Genomic DNA, 22000 nt, shown 5'->3' with positions numbered 1-22000 from the left:
GGGGCGCGCCATGTCCACCGCGGCGGGTCCGGCGCAGCGCGCCGCCGGATGGCTCCGCGAACGAACGCGCCGCCTCACGACGCTGTGGCGCCGGTCGCTGCAGTTCCGCACCGTGCTCATCACGCTCGGGCTCTCGAGCCTCGCCATCCTCGTGATCGGCTTCACGATCTCGTTCACGGTCGCGTCGAACCTCTTCCAGCAACAGGTCGAGGACGCATTGGGGGCGTCGACGACCGCCGCCGCCGCCGCACAGGGCCGCCTCGACGCATCGGACGCCACCGACCGGGCGAGCGTGCAGGCCGTCACGAACGCCGCGATCGAGACCGTCATCGGCGTCTCCGGGAGCCCGGACATCGCGCTCTTCCGCGCCCCCGGCACTGCGCCGATCGGGCTCGCGCCGCCCGACTTCCTGAGCCCGGACCTCGGCGGGAAGATCTCGCCCGAGCTGCGCGAGCGCGTGCAGGAGAACCCTGAGACCCAGTACTGGCAGTCCGTCGAGCTCGACGGCCGTGACGGGGAGCCGGTTCCCGGCGTCGTCGTCGGCACCGACCTGGTCATCCCCGGCGGAGCTGGCCGCTACGAGCTCTACATCGGCTACGACCTCGCGGCCGCCGCGCAGACCCTGGCGTTCATGCAGCTCACCGGCGCCATCGGCGCGGTGGCGCTGATCGCGCTCCTCAGCGCGATCACGCTCATCGTGGTCCGCTGGGTGATCGAGCCGATCCGGGCGGTCTCGGCCACGAGCCGGCGCCTCGCCGCCGGCGATCTCGGCGTCCGGTTGCCCGCGAAGGGCGAGGACGAGCTCGCGGCGCTCGCCGAGTCGTTCAACGGCATGGCGGACACGCTCCAGGCCCGCATCCGCGATCTCGCCGAGCTGTCGGTCATGCAGCAGCGCTTCGTCAGCGACGTCTCGCACGAGCTGCGAACGCCCCTCACGACCATCCGGCTCGCGGGCGAGGTGCTGTACGGCCAGCGCGAGGACTTCCCACCCGCGACCGCTCGGACGGCAGAACTCCTGAAGACCCAGACGGAACGGTTCGAGACCCTCCTCGCCGACCTGCTCGAGATCAGCCGATACGACGCCGGCTCGGTCGAGCTGGAGACGGAACCGACGAATCTCGTCAACCTCGCCGCCGAGTCCATCGAGTCGATGCACTCGCTCGCGCTCGAGCGCGGCAGCGAGCTCCGGCTCGAGGCGCCGGGAGGGCACCTGGACGCGGAGGTCGACCCGCGCCGCATCCGTCGCATCGTCCGCAACCTGGTCGGCAACGCGATCGAGCACGGCGAGGGCCGCCCCATCGTGGTCGCCGTCGACTCCAACGCCAGCGCGGTCGCGCTCTCGGTGCGCGATTACGGACTCGGCATGTCCGAGGAGGCGTCGCAGCGCGTCTTCGACCGCTTCTGGCGGGCCGATCCGAGTCGTCGCCGCACGATCGGCGGCACGGGCCTCGGGCTCGCGATCTCGCTCGAGGACGCGGTCGCCCATGGCGGCACGCTCGACGTCTGGTCGCGCGAGGGTCGCGGGACCGTCTTCCGCCTCGTGCTGCCGCGCGTCCACGACCGGGGCGGGCCGGTCGTCGCTCCGCTCCCGCTCGAGCCGGCGGATCCCGACGCGACCGGACCGGACGGCGGCGCGCCCCTCGTCTCCGGCGACGCCGCGTTCCGGGAGGGCGGCGATGTCTGATCGCGCAACCGGGAGGCGTCTCGCGCGTCTGGCGATCGCCGCGACGACGGTCGTCCTCGCCCTCACCGCGTGCGTGTCGATCCCGACGAGCGGTCCGGTGAACCAGGGCGACCTCGAGGGCACCGAGCAGCCGGTCGACATCGACATCCTTCCCCGCGGACCGCGCGCGGACGCCACCCAGCAGCAGATCCTGGAGGGCTTCATCGACGCCGCCGCGAGCCCGAGCGGCAATTACGAGATCGCCCGCCAGTTCCTGACGCCGGCGTTCGCCGAGGAATGGGAGTCGGATGCCGCAGTGTCGGTCGACGTCCTCGCGGACCGGTCGTTCACGCAGCTCGGCGACGACCTCATCCGGATGCGAGTCGTCCCGCGGGCGAGCCTGGCCGAGAACGGGCAGTACATCGCGGCCGGTTCGACGGAGCCCGTGCAGCTGGAGTACCGGTTCGAGCAGGACGACGAGGGGCAGTGGCGGATCTCGCTCGCGCCGCCCGGCGTGCTCATCGACGAGACGAGCTTCGGGCTGGTCTACCGCGACTACAGCCTCGCGTTCTTCGATCCGCAGTTCCGCTACATCGTGCCCGACGTGCGGTGGTTCGCCGGTCGCGACTCGCTCCAGACGAGCATCGTCCGGGCCCTGCTCGAGGGTCCCGTCGAATGGCTCGGCCCCGGCGTGGCGTCCGCATTCCCCGAGGACGTCGAACTGGGCCAGTCGACCGTGCCGGTCACCGGGGGCACGGCCGCGGTCGACCTGCGCGGCGCCGCCTTCGACAACATCCGGACGATCCAGCTCATGCAGTACCAGCTGGAGCAGAGCCTCCTCGGCGTGCGGAACGTCGACGACGTGTCCCTCACCCTGAACGGCGTGCCGCTCAGCGCGCCGGACACGTCCGACCTTCCCGAGCGGACGCTCCGAGTGGACCCGCGTCCGGCCGTCTTCGACGGGGAGGCCTTCGGGTACCTGTCCTCCGCCGGCGACCAGGTGAGCTCGATCGAGGGCATCTCCGACCGCGTCGTGGAGCTCGGCCCCACGGCCGCCGCGCTCGGACCGGGGGCGACGGCCGCAGCGGTCCTGGCGGAGGACGGGGTGCACCTCGTCGAGGCCGACGCCGACACCGTGCTGCTGGACCCGCGCGCAGGACTCATCTCCCCGGCCCTGGACGTCGACGGGATCGTCTGGTCCGTGCCGGGCGACGCGCCGGACGAACTCGCCTGGTACGCGGCCGACGGATCGAGCGGCCAGATCGCCGTTCCGTGGACGGCCGACCGCATCATCTCGCTGCAGCTCGCCCGGGACGGCACGCGCATGGCCGCGCTCCTCGTGGACGGGTCGCGCACGCGCCTGGTCGCCGCATCGGTCGTACGCGGCGAGGACGGCGTCCCGACGGAGCTCGGGCCGGTGACCCTCGAGCTCGCCGCCTCGGGGGGCACGCCGCTCGACGTCGCCTGGCTGGATTCCCGCACGGTCGGCACCCTGACGCGGACGTCCGATTCGGAGACGCGGCTGACGGTGCAGGAGCTCGGCACGCCGGCCGAATCCCGCGACGGTCCGCCGCAGGGCATCCAAGTCGACGGCGCGAACAGCCTGCGCGACCTCCGGATCCTCACCGCCGACGGCGACCTCGCCACCGGCGCGGGCGTCGGCTGGCAGGTGCAGGCGCGCGACCTGCGCTTCCTCGCCACCCAGCAGACGGGCTGATCGCCCGCGGGACCGGTCCTCCACGTCCGCCGGAAGGTGACGCGTCGCCCCCGACCATCGCGGAGGCCGGTCGGTCGCGCGTGGTCCGCGGCACGCTGCCGGGATGACGATCCCCGCCGCGCGAGCGTCGAGGGGGCGCGCTCCGGAAGCCCTCCTCGACGCATTCGCGCTCCTCCTCCCCATCGCGTGCGCCGGGTGCGGCGAGCCCGACCGCGGGCTCTGCGACGGATGCCGCGGCGCACTCGTCGCGCAGCCGTTCCGCACCGAGTCGCAGGGCGCAGGCCCCGAGACGTGGGCCGCGCTCGACTACGGGGGAACGGCGGCACGCGTCATCCGCGCCTTCAAGGACGAGGGGAGGACCGATGCCGCGCGAGTGCTCGGAAGCTCGCTGCGCCAGTGCCTCGCGGCCGCCGTCGGCGCCCTCGACGCGAGGCCGCGGGAGATCGCGGTCGTGCCGTCGACCGCTGGCGCGAGGCGGGTTCGCGGCTACGAGCCGGTCCGGATGCTCGTCCGTCACGCGGGGTTCGCGCCGGTCGACGTGCTGCGCGCCGGCGCGCGCGTCGACCAGGCGGTGCTCGGTCGCGAGGCGCGCAGGGCGAACTCGGAAGGGTCCTTCGTGGCCCGGCGGCCGCTCGCCGGACGCCGCTTCGTGCTCGTCGACGACATCGTGACGACCGGCTCGACCCTCGCCGACGCGACGCGCGCGATCCGCGAGGCAGGGGGTTCGGTGGACGCGATCTCGGTGCTCGCCCGGACGCGCCTGCGAATCGCCCGAGCAGATGCGGACGCGTGAGCATCGGCCCGTGACATCCGCCACCTCGGGGGCTACGGTGTCAGGACAGGCGTGGTCGTACCACCCCTTCAGAACCGGGTGACACGCCGGTGGATGGAGGTTGACATGGAACTGAACATCGTCGGACGAAACCTGGAAGTCACCGATCGATTCCGCGCCTACGCGGCCGAGAAGGCCGAGAAGGTCTCCAGCTTGTCCGAACGAGCCATCTCGCTCGACATCAAGGTCAGCCGTCACAACGAGAAGAACGGGAACACCTCCGGCCTGGACCGGGTCGAGCTCACCCTCGTCGGCAAGGGCCCGGTGGTCCGCGCCGAGGCCGACGGGGCCGACAAGTACGCGGCGCTGGACGTCGCGCTCGGGCGGCTCCTCGAGCGCATCCGCCGCGCGAAGGACCGACGCAAGGTGCACCGCGGCGGCAACCGCCGCCCGACCTCGCTCCGCGAAGCCACCGATGCCGGCTTCGCCGACATGGGCGTGCAGGCCGCGGACGTCGAGATCCTCGAGAAGGTCCGCACCGGCAACATCCCGATCGTGGGCGAGGAGCCCGCGGCCGAGGAGGACGAGGACTACTCGCCCGTGGTGATCCGCCGCAAGGTCTTCGCGGCGACACCGATGACCGTCGACGACGCGCTGTACCACATGGAGCTCGTCGGCCACGACTTCTACCTCTTCATCGACTCGGAGAACCACCGGCCGAGCGTCGTGTACCGCCGCAAGGGCTGGGACTACGGCGTGATCGGCCTCGACGAGCACGCCCAGGCCGACCAGGCCGAAGCGGCCGAAGCGCTCGGGCTCGCGCGCACGAGCGCCTGACGAGCGTCCGCCGACCCGTCGACGGCCCCGGACACCGACGCGTTGCGCGTCGGCCCGGGGCCGTCGCCCAGTCCACTGCCCAGTAGCATGGCTATGATGACCGTCGGCAAGGCGGATCCTCCGGCGTGCGCGGGTGCCCCACCCCGACGTCGCACGCCTGAACGACAACGGGAGAGCAGTTCGTGGCTTCGATTCTGGAAAAGGTCCTCCGCGTCGGCGAGGGTCGCACACTCAAGCGGCTCGAGAACTACGCCGCCGCGATCAACGCCCTCGAAGACGACTTCCGGGCGCTGAGCGACGAGGAGCTCAAGCACGAGACGGTGGAGCTCCGGGAGCGCTACGGCAACGGGGAGTCGCTCGACGACCTCCTGCCCGAGGCCTTCGCGGCCGTCCGCGAGGCGAGCCGCCGCACCCTCGGCCTCCGGCACTTCGACGTGCAGCTCATGGGCGGCGCGGCCCTCCACCTCGGCAACATCGCCGAGATGAAGACCGGCGAGGGCAAGACGCTCGTGGCGACGACCGCGGCCTACCTCAACGCGCTCACCAGTCGCGGCGTGCACGTCGTCACGGTCAACGACTTCCTCGCGAGCTACCAGTCGGAGCTCATGGGCCGCGTGTTCCGCGCGCTCGGAATGACGACCGGCTGCATCGTCGCCGGCCAGACTCCTGCCGTGCGACGCGAGCAGTACGCCGCCGACATCACCTACGGCACGAACAACGAGTTCGGCTTCGACTACCTCCGCGACAACATGGCGTGGCAGGCCGCCGACATGGTGCAGCGCGGGCACTACTTCGCCATCGTCGACGAGGTCGACTCGATCCTCATCGACGAGGCCCGCACGCCGCTCATCATCTCCGGCCCGGCCTCGGGTGAGGCGAACCGGTGGTTCACCGAGTTCGCGAACCTCGCCAAGCGCCTCGTCTCGGGCGAGGACTACGAGGTCGACGAGAAGAAGCGCACCGTCGGCGTGCTCGAGCCCGGGATCGAGAAGGTCGAGGACTACCTCGGCATCGACAACCTCTACGAGTCCGCCAACACGCCGCTGATCTCCTTCCTGAACAACTCGATCAAGGCGAAGGCCCTGTTCAAGAAGGACAAGGACTACGTCGTGATGAACGGCGAGGTGCTCATCGTCGACGAGCACACCGGCCGCATCCTCGTCGGCCGTCGCTACAACGAGGGCATCCACCAGGCGATCGAGGCCAAGGAGGGCGTCCAGGTCAAGGCCGAGAACCAGACCCTCGCGACCGTGACCCTGCAGAACTACTTCCGCCTGTACGACAAGCTCTCCGGCATGACCGGCACGGCCGAGACCGAGGCCGCCGAGTTCATGTCCACGTACAAGCTCGGCGTCGTCCCGATCCCGACGAACAAGCCGATGGTCCGCCTCGACCAGCCCGACCTCGTGTACAAGAACGAGGAGGCGAAGTTCGCCCAGGTCGTCGAGGACATCGTCGAGCGGCACAAGAAGGGCCAGCCGGTGCTCGTCGGCACGACCAGCGTCGAGAAGAGCGAGTACCTCTCGCGCCTGCTGGCCAAGAAGGGCGTGCGGCACGAGGTGCTGAACGCGAAGAACCACGCACGGGAGGCCGCGATCGTGGCCCAGGCGGGTCGCTACGGCGCCGTCACCGTCGCCACGAACATGGCCGGCCGCGGCACCGACATCATGCTCGGCGGGAACGCCGAGTTCATCGCGGTGCAGAAGATGCACGAGCGCGGACTCAGCCCCGTCGACACGCCGGAGGAGTACGAGGCGGCCTGGGACGAGGTCTTCGAGCAGATCCGGGACGAGACCTCGGGTGAGGCGCAGAAGGTCCTCGACGCCGGCGGACTGTACGTGCTCGGCACCGAGCGCCACGAGTCGCGTCGTATCGACAACCAGCTGCGTGGTCGCTCGGGTCGCCAGGGCGATCCCGGAGAGAGCCGCTTCTACCTCTCGCTCACCGACGACCTCATGCGCCTGTTCAACGCGGGCGCGGCCGAGAGCCTCATGTCGCGCGGTGTCCCCGACGACGTCGCGATCGAGTCGAAGGTCGTCACCCGTGCCATCCGCTCGGCGCAGTCGCAGGTCGAGGCGCGCAACGCCGAGATCCGCAAGAACGTCCTGAAGTACGACGACGTCCTGAACCGCCAGCGCGAGGCGATCTACTCCGACCGGCGGCACATCCTCGAGGGCGACGACCTGCACGACCGCGTGCAGAGCTTCCTCGAGCAGGTCGTCGACGAGGTGCTCGATGAGCACACGGCGGCCGGATCCCCGGACGAGTGGGACTTCGACGCGCTCTGGGCCGAGCTCAAGACGCTCTACCCGATCGGCATCACGATCGACGAGGTCGTCGCCGAGGCGGGCGAGAAGGGGCGCGTGAATCGCGACTTCGTCCGTCGCGAGATCCTCTCCGATGCGAAGCTCGCCTACGAGCGTCGCGAACAGCAGCTCGGCAGCCCCGCGATGCGCGAACTCGAGCGCCGGGTCGTGCTCTCGGTCATCGACCGTCGCTGGCGCGACCACCTCTACGAGATGGACTACCTGAAGGACGGCATCGGCCTCCGCGCGATGGCGCAGCGCGATCCGCTCGTGGAGTACCAGCGCGAGGGCTACGCGATGTTCCAGCAGATGATGGGCTCGATCCGCGAGGAGACCATCGGCTTCCTGTTCAACCTCGAGGTCGAGGTCGCACCGCAGGCCGGCGTCGCCGGCCCGCGCATCGAGGCCAAGGGCCTCCAGCGCCCGACCGCACCCGAGGAGAAGCTCAGCTACACCGCGCCGAGCGACTCGGGCGGCGTCGAGGTGCGCAACCAGCGTGGCCAGCTGCAGCAGGCGGCGACCCAACGCGCCCGTCGCGCGGTGGCCCAGCAGCAACAGCCCGGCGAGCCGCAGCAGCCGCAGGCGCCCGCCGCGCGCGGCGCGTTCGGCCAGCGACAGGACGGCGAGGCCGGCCCGATGAACCGCCAGGAGCGTCGCGCGCAGGAGCGGCGGGGTCGCTGACCCCCTGACGCAGGCGGACGGCCCGGGGCGACCCGGGCCGTCCGTCGCGTTCGGGGCATCTCGAGCACCGGCTGGAGGTCACCGGGCCGCACGGCGAGGACGCCCGATCAGTCGGGACGGCGTCGCCCTTCGACGTACGACGTGTGCACGGGTCCGAGCCCCTTGACCTCGATCACGCCGCGCTCGGTCAGGGCGAACGCGGTCCCCAGCGCCGCAGCGACTCGGTCGGTCACCTGGATCGCGCCGGGCGGTGCGGTCGACTGCATCCGACTGGCGCTGTTCACGGTCGCCCCGTACACGTCCCAGAGGAAGCGCGACTCGCCGATCACGCCGGCGACCGCCGGTCCGACGTCGATGCCGATGCGCAGGCGGATGCCGCTGCGACCGCCGATCGCATGGGTGGCCGCGATCTGCCGGAACCCCAGTCCGAGGTCGGCGAGCGCGGCCAAGTCCGCGGCGCTCGACGGACCGCCGCAGATGGCCAGGTAGGCATCGCCGATCGTCTTCACCTTGGTCACCCCGAGCGCGGCGGCGAGGGCGTCGAAGTCGCGGAGCAGCTCGTTCAGGTCGTGCACGAGGTCGTCGGCCGACACGGACTCGGACAGGCTCGTGAAGTCGACGATGTCGGCGATCAGGACGCCGACGCGATCGTAGCGATCGGCGATCGGTCGCTCGCCCGCCACGAGGCGGTCCGCGATCTCGTCGGGCAGGACGTTGCGGAGGAGTCGGTCGGTGCGATCGCGCTCCGCCGCGAGCGCGGCGGCGAGCCGGTCGCGGGAGCGCACGTACGAGGCCATGGCGACGAACATGATGGTCGAGATCGAGACGATGTTGACCGCGAAGAAGACGGTCACGACCGTCGTGTCGAGGGGCGGCACCATCGACTGCAGCGCGGGTTCGAGGGGGACGAGCGCCAGCACGATCCCCGTGAAGACGGCGAACACGATCCAGGGGCGCGGTACGCGCGTGAACGAGAGCGCGCCGATCGGCGCGGCGAGCGAGAAGAGGATGACCGCGCTGCTCTGCACGAACCCGCCGAGAGCGACGTGCACGAGGGGCGGCAGTGCGAGGAACATGGCCAACTGCGAGGCGCGCAGGAACCGGTCCTCATGCCGGCGACGCAGGACGAGGAGGCCGACGATCGTCATGAGCACGTAGAACGTCGGGACGGCCGCGGCCACCGGCCGGCCGATCGTGTAGTAGAACACCGCCCAGGGCGTCACGACGAGGGCCGTGAACAGGGCGGTGAAGGTGAGGACCGACTTCTCCATGCGGCGGTCGTCGTCGTCCTCGATGGCGAAGCCGACGGATGCCACGGCGTCGATCAGCCGGGACATACGACCGGTCGGCGCCGACGTGCGCTCCATCGCACGAGCCTATTGGACGACACCGCGCCGCGCGGGGCGGAACGCGGTGGTCGGCCGCACACGTCGGCTCAGAGCACGCTGATGACGCTCGCCCGCCAGCGCTGGTCGAGCCCCTCGAGGCGGATGGCGACGGCGCGGGACCTGGCGCGCTGGTGCACCATGACGACCGCCTCGACGATGCCGTCGGCCGGCTCGGCGAGGTGGACGCGGCCCACCGTGAAGGCCGGCCGCTGCGGCACGAGCCCCTTGACGCGCCGTGCCCGCGCCGCGAGGACGACGCGCTTCGACAGGTTCCGGTAGACGTCGTCGGTGACCCAGCGCGCGAGCTGCTCGAGGTCGCGGGCGCCGGCGAGCACCTCGATGACGCAGTGGGTGAGGTTCCGCAGCAGCGGCTCAGGGTCGGGGAGCTCGGCGCGACCCGCGCGCTGCCGGGCGAAGTAGTCGTCGAGGTCGAGGCGACGGGCGCTCGTCCCGTGGATCGCGGCGCTGCGAGGCGCGCCGGTCTGGCGTGCGGTCATGACGGCTCCAGTAGGGCTGGGCGATCGGCGGGGGTCCGACGCGAGTGTCCCCTTTTCGGGGGTGTTCGGGTGGTCTAGATCGAACGGTAGGGGCGTCGGAGTGCGGGTGTCAAGGGAAAACGTCGGCTGTGGAGAACCGCGTCGATTCGCCGGATCCCGGGGCTAGCGTCGGACCCATGCGGTGGGATCGGCTGTTCGACGACCTCGAGACGCAGCTCGACCATGACCGTCGTGAAGAGGAGCGGGCGCTCGCCATCGAATCCGAGCGGGCGCGCATCGGTCGCCTCGGACTGCGCGAGCGGATCGCGGCGATGGCCGCGGCCGACGGGGGAGCCGTCCGACTCGAACTCGTCGACGCGACTTCCGTGCAGCTGCGCCCGACCGCGTTCGGGCGCGACTGGATCGGCGGCGTCGACGGCGGACCGCCCGGCGCCCAGTGCGTGGTGCCGGTCTCCGCGATCGCGGCGGTGTCCGCGAGCCGGCGGCAGGTCGAGGAGAGCCTCGCTGCCCGCTCCGCGCCGAGCGGGCTCGTCGAACGCATCGGCCTCGCGTTCGCACTTCGCGACCTCGGGCGCCGTCGTATGGGCGTCGAGGTCCGCACCATCGACGGTCGGGTGCACGGCACGATCGACCGCGTCGCCGCCGACCACCTCGACCTCGCGGTGCACGACCCCGGCGCGCCTCGGCGCGAGCGCGAGGTCCGCGGCTACCGCCTCGTCCCGTTCGCGCGGATCACCGCCGTTGTCTCGAGCGGCGGCGCCTGATCGGACGTCGGTCCGCCCGGTGACCGGGCGTCAGTCCACCGGGCGCAGCCCGGCCGGACGGACCCCGGAGAACTCGATCACGTTGGCGTACTCGCCCTCGTTCCACGCCACCTCGCGCCGGGTCGACTCGTAGCGCAGTTCGATGAAGGCCTCGAGCTGGGATCGCTCGATGCGCCACGGCCCGCGGTCGCCGACGCGAATCGCGGGGAGCTCGCCCGACATCACGAGCTCGTGCACGGCCTCGACGTCGACCGCGAGCACCTCCGCCGTGTCGGCGATGGTGAGGAAGCGGCCGAGCGGCTCTCCGGCAGCGTGGTGGACCATCCCTCAAGTATCGGCGCGTGCCGCTCCGACCACGTGTCGTGTGGATAACTTCACGGCGTCCTCTCGGACTCCGGCGACGATGGGTCGTGGTCGCAGGCCGGGTCGCGGCCGCGAGAGGAGCAGCGATGGCGGAACGTCCGACACGTCCGGCCGGGGAGCGGCGGCGGATGGACCCGCGACTGCTCCTCGGGCTCGTGCTGGTGGCGGGGTCGACGATCGGGGTGTGGGCGCTCGTCGAGTCGCTCGACGACACGACCGAGGTGCTGGTCGCTCCGACGACGGTCACCGCCGGCTCGCGGGTCACGCTCGACGACCTCCGGGTCCAGTCCGTACGGCTCGGCGGCCTGGCCGACGGCTACCTGGCGCCGGGCGACGTGCCCGGCGACGGGCTCATCGTGACGCGCACGGTCCGAGCGGGTGAACTGGTGCCCGCGGCATCCGTGACCGAGGTCGACGCCGCCGGGACCGCGACCGTCGTCGTGCCGAGCCGAGGCCCGCTCGCACGCGAGATCGCACCCGGGGCGGTGGTCGACGTCTGGGCCGCCGGCGAGGTCGAGCGAGGCGTGTTCGAGCCGCCCGTCGTCCTCGTCTCGGGCGCCGAGGTCGCGGCGGTGCTCGAGGGCGACGCCATGGTCGCGGGCGACGGTCCGAGCGTCGAGTTGTCGATCCCGCGAGCGAAGACGGCCGCGCTGCTCGAGGCACTCGCGTCCGGCGATGCCATCGACCTCGTTCCGGCATCGGCACTCGCATCGAGCGGCGACTGATGGCGCGGCTCGCCCTCGCCCTCGATCCCTCGGTCGAGGACCGCGTCCTGGCCGAACTGGTCGAGGCCGGCCACGTGATCGTGGCGCGCGTGGTCGGTCGGCGCGACGTGCTCGACTGCCTCGACGCGCTCGGACCCGACGTGGTCGTCGTCGGCGCGGGAGCGGCGACGCTCGACGCCGAACTCCTCGCCGCCTGCGACCGGAGGGGCATCCGCCTCATCGCCCTGGCCTCGACCGAGCGCGATCGCGCCGAGGCGCATCGCATCGGGCTGCACGAGGTGCTCGATTCCGACGTCGAACCGGCCGAACTCGAAGCGCTCCTCGCGGGCGGACCGGCGCTCCCGTCCCGGCTCGGCGATGCGTCGGGCGCTCCGGAATCGCCGGTCCGCGCCGAGTTCCCCGGCGTGATCGCGGTGTGGGGTCCGTCCGGTGCGCCGGGGCGGACCACGACCGCGGTCGGCGTGGCCGCCGAGCTCGCCGGTGCCGGGCACCTGGTGGCGCTCGTCGACGCCGACCCGTACGGCGGCGCCATCGCGCCCGCGCTGGGGCTGCTCGACGAGGCGCCGGGCTTCGCATCGGCCTGCCGGCTCGCCGGGTCCGGCGCGCTCGACCGCGTCGAGCTCGAGCGCATCGCCCAGCGCTACTCGTCGCCGCGGGCGTCGTTCGACGTCTTCACGGGGCTGGTCGGGCCGAGCCGCTGGCCCGAGCTGTCCCAGGAGCGCGTCGACGAGGCGCTCAGGGTCATGCGCGCCCGCTTCGAGTTCGTCGTGGTCGACGTCGGGTTCAGCCTCGAACGCGACGAGGAGCTCACGAGCGACCCGTTCGCTCCGCGGCGCAACGCCGCGACGTTCTCGGCGCTCGCCGCCGCCGATCGGGTCGTGGCCATCGGGCTCGCCGACCCCGTCGGCCTGTCGAGGCTGCTCCGCGGGCACGCCGAACTCGTCGAGCACGTCGATCCCGAGCGCATCGACGTCGTGGTGAACCGCGTGCGCACCAGCGCGCTCGGGATCGACGCCCACGCGCAGGTCCGGCAGACGCTGCGTCGGTTCGCGGGGCTCGGCGACGCCGTCCTGCTTCCGCACGACGGTCGGGCGACGGACGCGGCCATCCTCACGGCGCGCACGCTGCGAGACGCCGCCCCGCGCTCTCCGCTCCGGGGGGCCTTGCGATCGTACGTCGACGAGCGACTGCTCCCGCCGCCCGCCGCCCCGAGGCGTGCCGGAGGTCGGTTCGGCGCGCTGCGGCGTCGTGCGGTCCCGGTCTGAGGCATCCGCTCGGGTGGGTACGCTTGACGCGTGTCGACCCTCAGTGACCTCGTCCTCGCCCAGGGGCGCAGCAGCCAGGCCGATGTCGAATGGCTGCACATGCTCGTCGGCGACCTCCAGCTCCTCGCCGATCTCGCCTTCGCCGACATCGTGCTCTGGGTGCCATCGGGCGACGACGGCTTCGTCGCAGTCGCCCATTCCCGACCCTCCAGCGCAGCGACGTTGTTCTACCGCGACTTCGTCGGTCAGGGCATTCGGACCGAGTGGCGCGAGCTCGTCTCGGAGGCCTTCGGCACGCGCACGATCCAGGAGTCGTCGGCCCCCGACTGGTACGAGGAGATGCCCACGCGCGTGCGCGCGGTGCCCGTGATGCGCCGCCTGTCCGTGACCGGTACCGCGCTCGCACCCGACCCGGTGGCCGTGATCACGCGGCACACCAACCTCGGCTCCACGCGCACCCCGAGCCGGCAGGAGCTGACGTTCAACGACTGCGCCGACGAGCTGTTCCAGATGATCGGCTCGGGGGACTTCCCCGACCTCGGTGCGCCGACGGGGCCGCGTCGCGGGGCGCCCCGGGCCTCCGACGGCCTGATCCGGCTCGACGTCGACGGCGTCACGACGTTCGCGAGCCCGAACGCGCTGTCGGCCTTCAACCGCATGGGCTTCGATGACGAGCTCGAGGGGCAGTCGCTCGCCGACGTGGCGACGCGCCTGCTGAGCGGCAAGCTCGACGTCGACGAGTCCCTTCCGCTGGTGGTGACCGGGCGGGCGCCGTGGCGCACCGACGTCGAGTCGCGGGGGGTCACGGTATCGCTGCGCGCCATCCCGATCCGGCGTCGCGGCGAGCGCACGGGCGCGATCGTGCTCACCCGGGACGTGACCGAGCTCCGCCACCAGGAGCAGGAGCTCATCACGAAGGATGCGACGATCCGCGAGATCCACCACCGCGTCAAGAACAACCTGCAGACCGTCGCATCGCTCCTGCGGATCCAGGCGCGCCGAACCCACTCCGACGAGGCGCGCGATGCGCTGACGCAGGCGATGCGCCGGGTCGGCGCGATCGCGGTCGTGCACGACACGCTCTCGGAGGGGCTCACGCAGAACGTCGACTTCGACGAGGTGTTCGACCGCGCACTGCTCCTCGTCGCGGAGGTGGCCGCCGCGCACAACACGACCGCGCACCCGAAGAAGTCCGGGAACTTCGGCGTGCTGCCGAGCGAGTACGCCACGCCGCTCGCACTCGCACTCACCGAGTTGGTCACGAACGCGGTCGAACACGGCCTCGCGGGGCAGGAGGGCGATGTCGAGGTGATCGCGAACCGCTCCGAGACCGTCCTGACCGTGCAGGTGCGCGACAGCGGCTCCGGCCTGCCCGAGGGCAAGGTGGGCGAGGGGCTCGGCACCCAGATCGTCCGCACGCTCATCCAGGGCGAGCTCGGCGGCACGATCGACTGGCATACCGTGGTCGGCAGCGGCACCGAGGTGACCATCGAGGTGCCGCTGCGCTGGATCACGAAGGCCTGACCCGAACGTGCGGACGGCACCCGCGCGATCGCGGGTGCCGTCCGGTCCGGGTGCTGCGGGGAGGTCGCGCGACCTGCGGGGTCGGCTCCGTCGGAGCCCGGGCGCGCGGAGCGCGCCGGCGTCAGCCGGCGCGACGTGCGCGGGCGGCGCGGCGCTTCAGGGCGCGGCGCTCATCCTCGCTGAGACCGCCCCAGACGCCCGAGTCCTGACCGGTCTCGAGGGCGTACTGCAGGCAGATCTCGGTGACGGTGCATCGGGCGCAGACCGCCTTGGCCTTCTCGATCTGGTCGACGGCCGGACCGGTGTTGCCGACGGGGAAGAAGAGTTCCGGGTCAGCGGTGAGGCAGGCGGCTTTATCGCGCCAATCCATGTAGATGCTCCTTGTTTCATCGGTTCGCAGCGGGCGCACGCGTGCGCAGCCGGGAACCGGCGGTGCTGCAGGGGGAAAGCCGAATCTCGGGAAGTAGGATCGTGGGAAGCGATCGGCTCACGTCCCTGTGAGCATCAATTCGGCCTCATAAATGGTCGCATAGCGAGGGAAGCGAATCAAGAGTGCTCTTCGGGAGATGTCTGTGAATCCGGGCGGCGTGCGCGCCGCGTTCGTGACCGTCGTCGCCCTGCTGTTCGCCGAGGCCGGAGCGCTGATCGCGGTCCTCGTCTGGCTCGTCGTCGACCTGCTCGTGCTGCAGCCGTCGTCGTTCGCGACCGCCATCGCGCTCGTGGTGCTCGTGGCGATCGCCGCCGCCTGGGTGAGTGCGATCGCCGTGGCATCCGCTCGTCGCGCGCCCTGGTCGCGTGCCGCCGCCATCGTCTGGCAGGTACTGCAGCTCTCGATCGCCGTCGGCGCGTTCCAGGGGCTGTTCGCCCGTCCGGACGTCGGATGGCTGCTGCTCGTTCCCGCGATCACGGTGACCGGCCTCCTGCTCTGGCCGCCCGTGCGGGCGCTCTACGCCCGGCCCGAGGACGCGGCGACGAGCTGACGGACGCGGCGTCTCCAGCGAGCGGCCGCGACGGGCGGCCGTCGCAGCGCGACGACCGCCCGTCGGTGAGCGCGTCCGTCCGGTTCAGCCGTCGAGGCCGAGCTCCTTCCGGATCCGCGCGACGTGTCCGGTCGCCTTGACGTTGTACATGGGCTTGGCGATCCGGCCCTCCTCGTCGATGAGGAAGGTCGAGCGGATCGAGCCCGTGACGGTCTTGCCGTAGAGCTGCTTCTCACCCCAGGCCCCGTATGCCTGCTGCACCGCGAGGTCGGTGTCGGAGAGGAGCGGGAAGTTCAGGCCGTCGCGGTCGGCGAACTCCTTGAGCTTCGGAACCTCGTCCTTCGAGACGCCGACGACGCGCACGCCGGCGCCCGCGAACGAGTTGAGGTTGTCGCGGAAGTCGCACGCCTCGGTCGTGCAGCCGGGCGTCATCGCGGCCGGGTAGAAGTAGAGCACGACCCGCTGTCCGCGGAGCGAGGAGAGCGTGACGGGCGAGCCGTCCTGGTCGGGGAGGGTGAAGTCTGGCGCGAGGTCGCCGGCGGCGAGTCGTACGTCGGTCATGCCTCAATCGTAGGCAGGCCGACGGATGCCGCGTGTCGCGCCTGGCGCGGCATCCGCCTGTGGCCCTCAGGCGAACGTCGCGAGGAGCCGCTGCAGCGAGTCGAGCCGCACGCGCCCGGACTCGCCGAGTCCACCGGCCTCGACCGCCTCGATGATGGCGCAGTCGGGTGAGTCGGGCAGGTGCGTGCATCCGCGCGGGCAGTCCTCGGCGACACGTGCGAGGTCGGCGAACGCGCCGAGGATGTTGGCCGGGTCGACGTGGCCGAGCCCGAACGAGCGCACGCCGGGCGTGTCGATGACCCACCCCGTGCGGCCGTCGTGCTCGAGTCGCAACGACACGGTCGAGGAGGACGTGTGCCGGCCGCGACCGGTGACGACGTTGACGTGGCCGGTGGCGCGGTTGGCGTCGGGCACGAGCGCATTGACGAGCGTCGACTTGCCGACACCGGAGTGGCCGACGAACACCGTGCGATGGCCGACGAGTCGGTCGGAGATCGCCTCGAGCGGCATGTCGTCGGTGCGGCTGAGGAAGACGGGCAGGTCGAGCCCCGCGAAGTTCGCGAGGAACGGCGCCGGATCGGCGAGATCGGTCTTCGTCACGCACACGAGCGGGGCGATGCCCGCGTCGTACGCGGCGACGAGGTATCGGTCGACGAGCCGGACCCGGGGCTCGGGGTTCGCCGCGGCGATGACGATGAGCATCTGGTCGGCGTTCGCGACGATGACCCGCTCGACGGCGTCGGTGTCGTCGGCACTGCGCCGCAGGAGCGTCGTGCGCTCCTGGATGCGGACGATCCGGGCGAGCGTGCCCTCGTCGCCGGTCGTGTCGCCGACGAGGTCGACGCGGTCGCCGGTCACCACCGACTTGCGGCGGAGCTCGCTCGCCCTGGCCGCGGTGATCTCCCGCTCGTCGTCGGTGCCCTCGTCGACGAGCAGGGTGTAACGCCCGCGGTCGACGCCGAGCACGAAGCCCGTCTCGGCGTCGGCGTGCTCGGGCCGCACCTTCGTCCGCGGACGACTGCCGCGCCGGTTGGGGCGGATCCGGACGTCGGCTTCGTCGTACTCCTCGTACTCCTCGTCCTCGTCGTCCGTGTCCCACCAGCTCATCCGAGCATCCGCTCCCAGAGCTCGGTGAACTGCGGGAGCGTTTTCGACGTCGAGCCGACGTCGTCGACGACGACGCCGTCGACGGCGAGCCCGACGATCGCGCCGGTCGTCGCCATGCGGTGGTCCTCGTACGCCTTCCACTCGCCGCCGTGGAGCTGCGCCGGTTCGATGCGCAGCCCGTCCTCGAGTTCGGTGACGTTCCCGCCGAGCCCGTTCAGCTCGGCGGCGAGCGCGGCGAGGCGGTCGGTCTCGTGGTGGCGGATGTGCCCGATGCCGGTGATGGTGCTGGGCTCGTCGGCGAACGCCGCGAGGGCGACGAGGTTCGGGACGAGCTCGCCCGCCTCGGAGAGGTCGAGGTCCACCCCGCGGATGCCGCGGCCGCCGGCGGTCGGTTCGGGCGCGCCCACGGTGACGCGGTCGCCGGATCGCTCGACCCGGGCGCCGAAGCGGGGGAGCAGGTCGACCAGCTGCGCGCCCACCTGGGTCGTCTCGTCGGGCCAGCCCGAGATCGTCACCGACCCGCCCGCGACGAGCGCGGCGACGAGGAACGGCGCGGCATTGGAGAGGTCGGGTTCGATGTCGACGTCGCGTGCGGCGATCGGGCCGGGTGCCACGGACCAGCGGCCGACCGACGGCTGCTCGACCTCGACGCCCCGACGGGCGAGCGCGTCGATCGTCATCTCGATGTGCGGCAGGCTCGGCAGCCGCTCACCCGAGTGCGTCAGGTCGAGCCCGCGCTCGAACCGCGGCGCCGACAGCAGCAGCCCGGAGACGAACTGGCTCGACGCCGATGCGTCGATCGTGAGCTCGCCGCCCTCGACGCGCCCGGTGCCGTGCACCGTGAACGGCAGCGCCCAGCGGCCGTCGTCGTCGAGGTCGACGCCGATGCCGCGCAGGCCCTCGATGACCCCCCGCATCGGGCGGCGGTACGCCGAGGCGTCGCCGTCGAATGTCGTCGGCCCGAGGGCGAGCGCCGCCACGGCCGGCAGGAAGCGCATGACCGTGCCCGCGAGGCCGCAGTCGATCGTCGTCGAGCCGAACAGCTCGTCGGCCGGGGTCACGCGGAGGTCGTCGCCGAACCCGCCGGCGCCCGGCATCCGCTCGAAGCCGACGCCGAGGGCGCGCAGGCCCTCGACCATGAGCTCGCTGTCGCGCGACCAGAGCGGCGCTCGGAGCGTGGACGGGCCGTCGGCCAGGGCGGCCAGCACCAGCTCGCGGTTCGTGAGGGACTTCGAGCCGGGCAGGGACAGCGTGGCCGAGAGCGGACCGGATGCCACGGGCGCGCGCCATCCGTCATCCGTCTCGGTCTGGCGATTGTCGCCGTACGGATCGAACTCCGGAGCGGAATACCTCGAGATCTGCATCGGTTACCAACAGTAGCGTCCGTGAGCAGGAAGGAGACGGTGCGTGTCCCTCGCAGTACTCGATCGCCCGGTCGTCTCGGAGACCGACGATCTAGGATGGCCCCTGATGAGCGGCGACGACACTGCGACCCCTGCCGACGAGACGCTGAACGACGAGCGGCCCGGCGATGACACGCGCGACCTCGGTGCGCTGTTCGAGGAGCAGGCGCTGCCGTTCATCGACCAGCTCTACGCGGCGGCGCTGCGCATGACGAAGAACCCCGCCGACGCGCAGGACCTCGTGCAGGAGACGTTCGTGAAGGCCTATGCGGCGTTCGCCTCGTTCCGGCAGGGCACGAACCTCAAGGCGTGGCTCTACCGGATCCTCACGAACACCTTCATCAACAGCTACCGCAAGAAGCAGCGCGAGCCCTACCAGGGCACGATCGACGACCTGGAGGACTGGCAGCTCGGGGGCGCCGAGTCGACCACGGCGGCCTCCAGCCGGTCGGCCGAGGCCGAGGCCATCGACCACCTGCCCGACTCGGCGGTCAAGGACGCGCTGCAGGCCCTGCCCGAGGACTTCCGGCTGGCCGTCTACTTCGCCGACGTCGAGGGGTTCTCCTACCAGGAGATCGCCGACATGATGAACACCCCGATCGGGACCGTGATGAGTCGCCTGCACCGTGGCCGGCGGATGCTACGCGAGTCCCTCGCCGACTACGCCAGCGAGCGGGGCTTCGCCACGACGCAGCCGGCGACCCGATCCACCAGGAGCGCGAAATGACCGACTGCGGCTGCGAGAAGGCGAAGGCCGAACTCGAGGAGTACCTGCACAACGAGCTGTGCAGCGAGGATGCTGCCGACATCCGAGAGCATGTGGCGAACTGCGAGGACTGCCGGAGCGAGCTGCGCGTCGGCGTGGCGATCACCGAGGTCGTCCAGCGGGCGTGCCGCGAGAGCGCCCCCGAAGAGCTCCGCACGGTGGTCCTGGGTCGTATCCGGGCGTTCCAGTCCGGGCACGACGTGCTGGCCGACTGACCCGCCGAGCGGGCGTATGCCCGCCGTCGCCGGTCGGATCGTGCGGCGAGGGCCGTCCGTTTCCGAACTTTCGATGGACGCACGATGTGCGCCTCGTTCCGTAGCGTCGAGCACGATGAACGAGAATGTCGTCGCGAAACGTCCCGGGGGTCGCGTCCCCGCCTGGCTTCGGGTCCTGATCCCGGCCGTCCTGATCCTGGTCTGGTTCGCCCTGTTCGGCGCCGGCGGGGCCGCCTTCGGAGGGCTCTCCGACGTGCAGCAGAACGACCAGGCGTCGTTCCTGCCCGCCTCCGCCGAAGCGACGGAGGTGAACGCCCTGCAGGACGGGTTCCGCGACTCCGAGAACGTCCCGGCCATCGTCATCGTCGCCTCCGACGACGGCACGGAGCTCTCCGACGACCAGCTCGAGGGGATCGAATCACTCCGCGAGGACCTCGTCGCGGTCGACGGCGTCGTCGAGGACGAGAGCTCGCCGGTCATTCCGTCGGACGACGGCGAGGCCGCGCAGTTCGTGCTCTCGATCGCGCCGTCCGACGAGGGCGAGGGCGGGCCGCGGGACACCGTGGACGAGATGCGGAGCCTGCTCGACGACGACGGCGTCGAGGGGACGACGGCCGCGATCACCGGCCCCGCGGGGTTCACGGCCGACCTCGCCGCGGCGTTCGCCGGCATCGACGGACTGCTCCTGGCCGTGGCCCTGCTCGCGGTCCTCGTGATCCTCGTCATCGTCTACCGCTCGCCGCTCCTGCCGATCATCGTGCTCTTCACGAGCGTGACCGCCCTCACCGCCTCGGTGTTCACGGTGGTCCAGCTCGCGAAGGCCGACCTGCTGCTGCTGTCCGGCCAGACCCAGGGGATCCTGTTCATCCTCGTGATCGGCGCGGCCACCGACTACGCACTGCTGTACATCGCCCGGTATCGCGAGGCGCTCGCGCAGCACGAGACGAAATGGGATGCCACGTGGGCGGCCCTGAAGGGCGCCTGGGAGCCGATCGCCGCCTCGGCGGGAACCGTCATCGTGGGCCTGCTCATCCTGCTCGCCTCAGAGCTGAACTCGAACAAGATCCTGGGACCGGTCGCGGCCATCGGCATCGCGTTCGCCCTGCTCGCGGCGCTCACGCTCCTGCCGGCCCTGCTCCTGTGGGCCGGGCGCGTCGCATTCTGGCCGCGGCGCATCGCGCGCGTCGAGCCGGCTGCGCCGGATGCCGAGCACGGCCGGCACGCGGCGCCGGTCGACGCCGAGGAGGCGTCCGAGCGCGGGCTCTGGGGCGCCGTCGGGCGCCTCGTCTCGCGCCGCCCCAGGATCGTGTGGATCCTGTCGACACTGCTCCTCGCCGTGATGGCGCTGGGACTCGTCCGCCTCGACGCCGACGGCGTGCCCTCCAGCGAGTTCGTGCTCGGCGAGTCGCAGGCGCGCGACGGCCAGGAGCTCGTGAGCGAGCACTTCCCCGGCGGGTCCGGCACCCCGGCGGTGATCATCGGCCCCGAGGACTCGCTGCAGGAGATGGCCGAGACGGCGCTCGACACGCCGGGCGTGGCATCCGTCGCCGTGCTCTCCGCGGACTCGCCGGCCGGGAGCGCGCCCGTGACCGGGGACGGCATCGAGGCCTTCGGCCCGCCCGGGACCCCCGCGCCCGACCCCACCGTGGTCGACGGCACGGTGCTGCTGCAGGCGACCCTGGACGACCCGGCGGACTCCTCCGAGGCGGAGGCCACGGTCGTCGACCTCCGGGAGCGCCTCGACGAGGTCGGCGATGACGTGCTCGTCGGTGGTCCGACCGCCGTCGCGCTCGACACGAACGAGGCCGCGGTCGCCGACCAGCGGCTCATCATCCCCCTGGTCCTGCTCGCGATCCTGGTGATCCTGATGCTGCTGCTGCGGGCCGTCGTCGCACCGCTCATCCTCATCGCGAGCGTCGTGCTCTCGTTCGCGGCCGCGCTCGGCGTCTCGGCGCTCGTGTTCGAGTTCGTGTTCGGCTTCCCCGGCGCGGATCCGTCGGTGCCGCTCTTCGGGTTCGTGTTCCTCGTCGCGCTCGGCGTCGACTACAACATCTTCCTCATGACGCGCGTGCGCGAGGAGGCATCGCGGCACGGGACGCGCGAGGGCATCCTCAGGGGGCTCCGGCTCACGGGGGGCGTCATCACCTCCGCCGGCCTGGTGCTCGCCGCCACCTTCGCCGCGCTCGGAGTGCTGCCGATCCTCTTCCTGGCGCAGATCTCGTTCATCGTCGCCTTCGGCGTGCTGCTCGACACCTTCCTCGTGCGGACGCTGCTCGTGCCCGCGGTCTCGTACGACATCGGGCGCGCGATCTGGTGGCCGAGCCGCCTGTCGCGGGAGGACCGGCACCACGGGGCGCACGCAGCCCCGGCGGATGCCTCCGAGCCCGAGCCGTCGGCGGACGACCGAGCCGTCGACGGCGAGTCCGAGTCCGCCGACCGGGTCGCCGTCGAGACGCGCTGATCGGG

At 71.8% G+C, this 22000-nt stretch carries 20 protein-coding genes; 13 read left to right on the top strand and 7 right to left on the bottom strand.

Annotated elements, in window-relative coordinates:
* Positions 1–10 precede the first annotated feature (10 nt).
* The 5 genes from mtrB to secA all read left to right on the top strand — a co-directional run bounded on the left by mtrB (position 11) and on the right by secA (position 7976).
* The gene (gene mtrB, locus ACSJD1_RS10780) at positions 11–1684 is read left to right on the top strand and encodes an MtrAB system histidine kinase MtrB (protein WP_438855305.1); all 1674 of its coding nucleotides are present in this window, start codon (positions 11–13) and stop codon (positions 1682–1684) included.
* Positions 1677–3380, top strand: coding sequence for a GerMN domain-containing protein (locus tag ACSJD1_RS10775; RefSeq protein WP_438855304.1), 1704 nt, complete (start codon positions 1677–1679; stop codon positions 3378–3380). The genes mtrB and ACSJD1_RS10775 overlap by 8 nt, the downstream gene beginning before the upstream one ends.
* A 103-nt stretch (positions 3381–3483) precedes the next feature.
* Entirely contained in the window at positions 3484–4173 is a 690-nt protein-coding gene (locus ACSJD1_RS10770) for a ComF family protein (protein ID WP_438855303.1), read from the top strand.
* A 105-nt stretch (positions 4174–4278) separates the two neighbouring features.
* Positions 4279–4989 (top strand): ribosome hibernation-promoting factor, HPF/YfiA family, encoded by a 711-nt coding sequence (gene hpf, locus ACSJD1_RS10765; RefSeq protein ID WP_155051917.1) that lies wholly within the window; start codon positions 4279–4281, stop codon positions 4987–4989.
* Between the two features lie 182 nt (positions 4990–5171).
* Positions 5172–7976, top strand: coding sequence for a preprotein translocase subunit SecA (secA, locus tag ACSJD1_RS10760; protein ID WP_438855302.1), 2805 nt, complete (start codon positions 5172–5174; stop codon positions 7974–7976).
* A gap of 107 nt (positions 7977–8083) precedes the next feature.
* Here secA and ACSJD1_RS10755 read toward each other — a convergent pair whose 3' ends face one another.
* Together ACSJD1_RS10755 and ACSJD1_RS10750 are read right to left on the bottom strand one after the other, a co-directional pair.
* Positions 8084–9343, bottom strand: coding sequence for an adenylate/guanylate cyclase domain-containing protein (locus ACSJD1_RS10755; protein ID WP_438855301.1), 1260 nt, complete (start codon positions 9341–9343; stop codon positions 8084–8086).
* A 68-nt stretch (positions 9344–9411) separates the two neighbouring features.
* The gene (locus ACSJD1_RS10750; RefSeq protein WP_438855300.1) at positions 9412–9861 is read right to left on the bottom strand and encodes an Rv3235 family protein; all 450 of its coding nucleotides are present in this window, start codon (positions 9859–9861) and stop codon (positions 9412–9414) included.
* A gap of 176 nt (positions 9862–10037) precedes the next feature.
* On the opposite strand from ACSJD1_RS10750, the gene ACSJD1_RS10745 reads away from it, so the two are divergent.
* A complete protein-coding gene (locus ACSJD1_RS10745; RefSeq protein ID WP_438855299.1) occupies positions 10038–10625 on the top strand; it encodes a hypothetical protein in 588 nt (195 codons plus the stop codon).
* 30 nt (positions 10626–10655) lie between these two features.
* On the opposite strand, the gene ACSJD1_RS10740 is transcribed toward ACSJD1_RS10745, so the two are convergent.
* Positions 10656–10949, bottom strand: a complete 294-nt coding sequence (locus ACSJD1_RS10740; RefSeq protein ID WP_438855298.1) for a helix-turn-helix domain-containing protein — start codon at positions 10947–10949, stop codon at positions 10656–10658.
* 125 nt (positions 10950–11074) lie between these two features.
* Between ACSJD1_RS10740 and ACSJD1_RS10735 the strand changes: the two genes are divergently transcribed.
* Genes ACSJD1_RS10735 through ACSJD1_RS10725 form a run of 3 tightly spaced genes read left to right on the top strand, consistent with a single transcriptional unit; the run spans position 11075 to position 14502 of the window.
* Complete coding sequence (locus ACSJD1_RS10735) at positions 11075–11713, top strand: SAF domain-containing protein (RefSeq protein ID WP_438855297.1); 639 nt, start codon at positions 11075–11077, stop codon at positions 11711–11713.
* Positions 11713–12978, top strand: coding sequence for an AAA family ATPase (locus ACSJD1_RS10730; protein ID WP_438855296.1), 1266 nt, complete (start codon positions 11713–11715; stop codon positions 12976–12978). Before ACSJD1_RS10735 ends, ACSJD1_RS10730 begins: the two co-directional genes overlap by 1 nt.
* A 30-nt stretch (positions 12979–13008) precedes the next feature.
* The gene (locus tag ACSJD1_RS10725; RefSeq protein ID WP_438855295.1) at positions 13009–14502 is read left to right on the top strand and encodes a sensor histidine kinase; all 1494 of its coding nucleotides are present in this window, start codon (positions 13009–13011) and stop codon (positions 14500–14502) included.
* Positions 14503–14623: 121 nt separating this feature from the next.
* Here the strand turns inward: ACSJD1_RS10725 and ACSJD1_RS10720 are convergent, their stop codons facing one another.
* Positions 14624–14872: a WhiB family transcriptional regulator gene (locus ACSJD1_RS10720; RefSeq protein WP_055859573.1), complete on the bottom strand. Its 249-nt coding sequence runs from the start codon at positions 14870–14872 to the stop codon at positions 14624–14626.
* Positions 14873–15068: 196 nt separating this feature from the next.
* Between ACSJD1_RS10720 and ACSJD1_RS10715 the strand changes: the two genes are divergently transcribed.
* A complete protein-coding gene (locus ACSJD1_RS10715) occupies positions 15069–15482 on the top strand; it encodes a hypothetical protein (protein ID WP_438855294.1) in 414 nt (137 codons plus the stop codon).
* A gap of 84 nt (positions 15483–15566) precedes the next feature.
* Here the strand turns inward: ACSJD1_RS10715 and bcp are convergent, their stop codons facing one another.
* The 3 genes from bcp to aroA form a co-directional block, all read right to left on the bottom strand.
* The gene (bcp, locus tag ACSJD1_RS10710; protein ID WP_438855293.1) at positions 15567–16043 is read right to left on the bottom strand and encodes a thioredoxin-dependent thiol peroxidase; all 477 of its coding nucleotides are present in this window, start codon (positions 16041–16043) and stop codon (positions 15567–15569) included.
* Between the two features lie 66 nt (positions 16044–16109).
* Positions 16110–17150, bottom strand: coding sequence for a ribosome small subunit-dependent GTPase A (gene rsgA / locus ACSJD1_RS10705; RefSeq protein WP_438855292.1), 1041 nt, complete (start codon positions 17148–17150; stop codon positions 16110–16112).
* Positions 17147–18514 carry a 3-phosphoshikimate 1-carboxyvinyltransferase gene (gene aroA / locus ACSJD1_RS10700; protein WP_438855291.1) on the bottom strand — a complete coding sequence of 456 codons (1368 nt, stop codon included), beginning with the start codon at positions 18512–18514 and terminating at the stop codon, positions 17147–17149. Before aroA ends, rsgA begins: the two co-directional genes overlap by 4 nt.
* 106 nt (positions 18515–18620) lie before the next feature.
* Here aroA and ACSJD1_RS10695 point away from each other — a divergent pair, with 106 nt between their 5' ends.
* The 3 genes from ACSJD1_RS10695 (at position 18621) to ACSJD1_RS10685 (ending at position 21995) form a co-directional block, all read left to right on the top strand.
* Positions 18621–19280, top strand: coding sequence for a sigma-70 family RNA polymerase sigma factor (locus ACSJD1_RS10695; RefSeq protein WP_438855290.1), 660 nt, complete (start codon positions 18621–18623; stop codon positions 19278–19280).
* On the top strand, positions 19277–19534 hold the full coding sequence (locus ACSJD1_RS10690; protein WP_155841807.1) for a zf-HC2 domain-containing protein: 258 nt from the start codon (positions 19277–19279) through the stop codon (positions 19532–19534). Before ACSJD1_RS10695 ends, ACSJD1_RS10690 begins: the two co-directional genes overlap by 4 nt.
* Positions 19535–19649: 115 nt before the next feature.
* Positions 19650–21995, top strand: a complete 2346-nt coding sequence (locus ACSJD1_RS10685) for an MMPL family transporter (protein WP_438855289.1) — start codon at positions 19650–19652, stop codon at positions 21993–21995.
* The last annotated feature ends 5 nt before the right edge of the window (positions 21996–22000 follow it).

The organism is Agromyces excoecariae (assembly GCF_051715505.1).
In the GTDB taxonomy this organism is placed as follows: Bacteria; Actinomycetota; Actinomycetes; order Actinomycetales; family Microbacteriaceae; genus Agromyces.
The sequence above is the reverse complement of the archived record's forward strand: the minus strand, read 5'-3'. Positions and strand labels throughout refer to the sequence as shown.

Excerpts from the sequence above, each read along its gene's own strand:
- ACSJD1_RS10740 (WP_438855298.1), bottom strand. The coding sequence starts at position 10,949 with ATGGTCCACCACGCTGCCGGAGAGCCGCTCGGCCGCTTCCTCACCATC.
- aroA (WP_438855291.1), bottom strand. The coding sequence starts at position 18,514 with ATGCAGATCTCGAGGTATTCCGCTCCGGAGTTCGATCCGTACGGCGAC.
- ACSJD1_RS10730 (WP_438855296.1), top strand. The coding sequence starts at position 11,713 with ATGGCGCGGCTCGCCCTCGCCCTCGATCCCTCGGTCGAGGACCGCGTC.
- ACSJD1_RS10775 (WP_438855304.1), top strand. The coding sequence starts at position 1,677 with ATGTCTGATCGCGCAACCGGGAGGCGTCTCGCGCGTCTGGCGATCGCC.
- ACSJD1_RS10720 (WP_055859573.1), bottom strand. The coding sequence starts at position 14,872 with ATGGATTGGCGCGATAAAGCCGCCTGCCTCACCGCTGACCCGGAACTC.
- ACSJD1_RS10750 (WP_438855300.1), bottom strand. The coding sequence starts at position 9,861 with ATGACCGCACGCCAGACCGGCGCGCCTCGCAGCGCCGCGATCCACGGG.
- rsgA (WP_438855292.1), bottom strand. The coding sequence starts at position 17,150 with ATGAGCTGGTGGGACACGGACGACGAGGACGAGGAGTACGAGGAGTAC.
- ACSJD1_RS10685 (WP_438855289.1), top strand. The coding sequence starts at position 19,650 with ATGAACGAGAATGTCGTCGCGAAACGTCCCGGGGGTCGCGTCCCCGCC.
- ACSJD1_RS10735 (WP_438855297.1), top strand. The coding sequence starts at position 11,075 with ATGGCGGAACGTCCGACACGTCCGGCCGGGGAGCGGCGGCGGATGGAC.
- ACSJD1_RS10755 (WP_438855301.1), bottom strand. The coding sequence starts at position 9,343 with ATGGAGCGCACGTCGGCGCCGACCGGTCGTATGTCCCGGCTGATCGAC.
- hpf (WP_155051917.1), top strand. The coding sequence starts at position 4,279 with ATGGAACTGAACATCGTCGGACGAAACCTGGAAGTCACCGATCGATTC.
- ACSJD1_RS10690 (WP_155841807.1), top strand. The coding sequence starts at position 19,277 with ATGACCGACTGCGGCTGCGAGAAGGCGAAGGCCGAACTCGAGGAGTAC.
- bcp (WP_438855293.1), bottom strand. The coding sequence starts at position 16,043 with ATGACCGACGTACGACTCGCCGCCGGCGACCTCGCGCCAGACTTCACC.
- ACSJD1_RS10745 (WP_438855299.1), top strand. The coding sequence starts at position 10,038 with ATGCGGTGGGATCGGCTGTTCGACGACCTCGAGACGCAGCTCGACCAT.
- ACSJD1_RS10695 (WP_438855290.1), top strand. The coding sequence starts at position 18,621 with ATGAGCGGCGACGACACTGCGACCCCTGCCGACGAGACGCTGAACGAC.
- ACSJD1_RS10715 (WP_438855294.1), top strand. The coding sequence starts at position 15,069 with ATGTCTGTGAATCCGGGCGGCGTGCGCGCCGCGTTCGTGACCGTCGTC.
- mtrB (WP_438855305.1), top strand. The coding sequence starts at position 11 with ATGTCCACCGCGGCGGGTCCGGCGCAGCGCGCCGCCGGATGGCTCCGC.
- ACSJD1_RS10770 (WP_438855303.1), top strand. The coding sequence starts at position 3,484 with ATGACGATCCCCGCCGCGCGAGCGTCGAGGGGGCGCGCTCCGGAAGCC.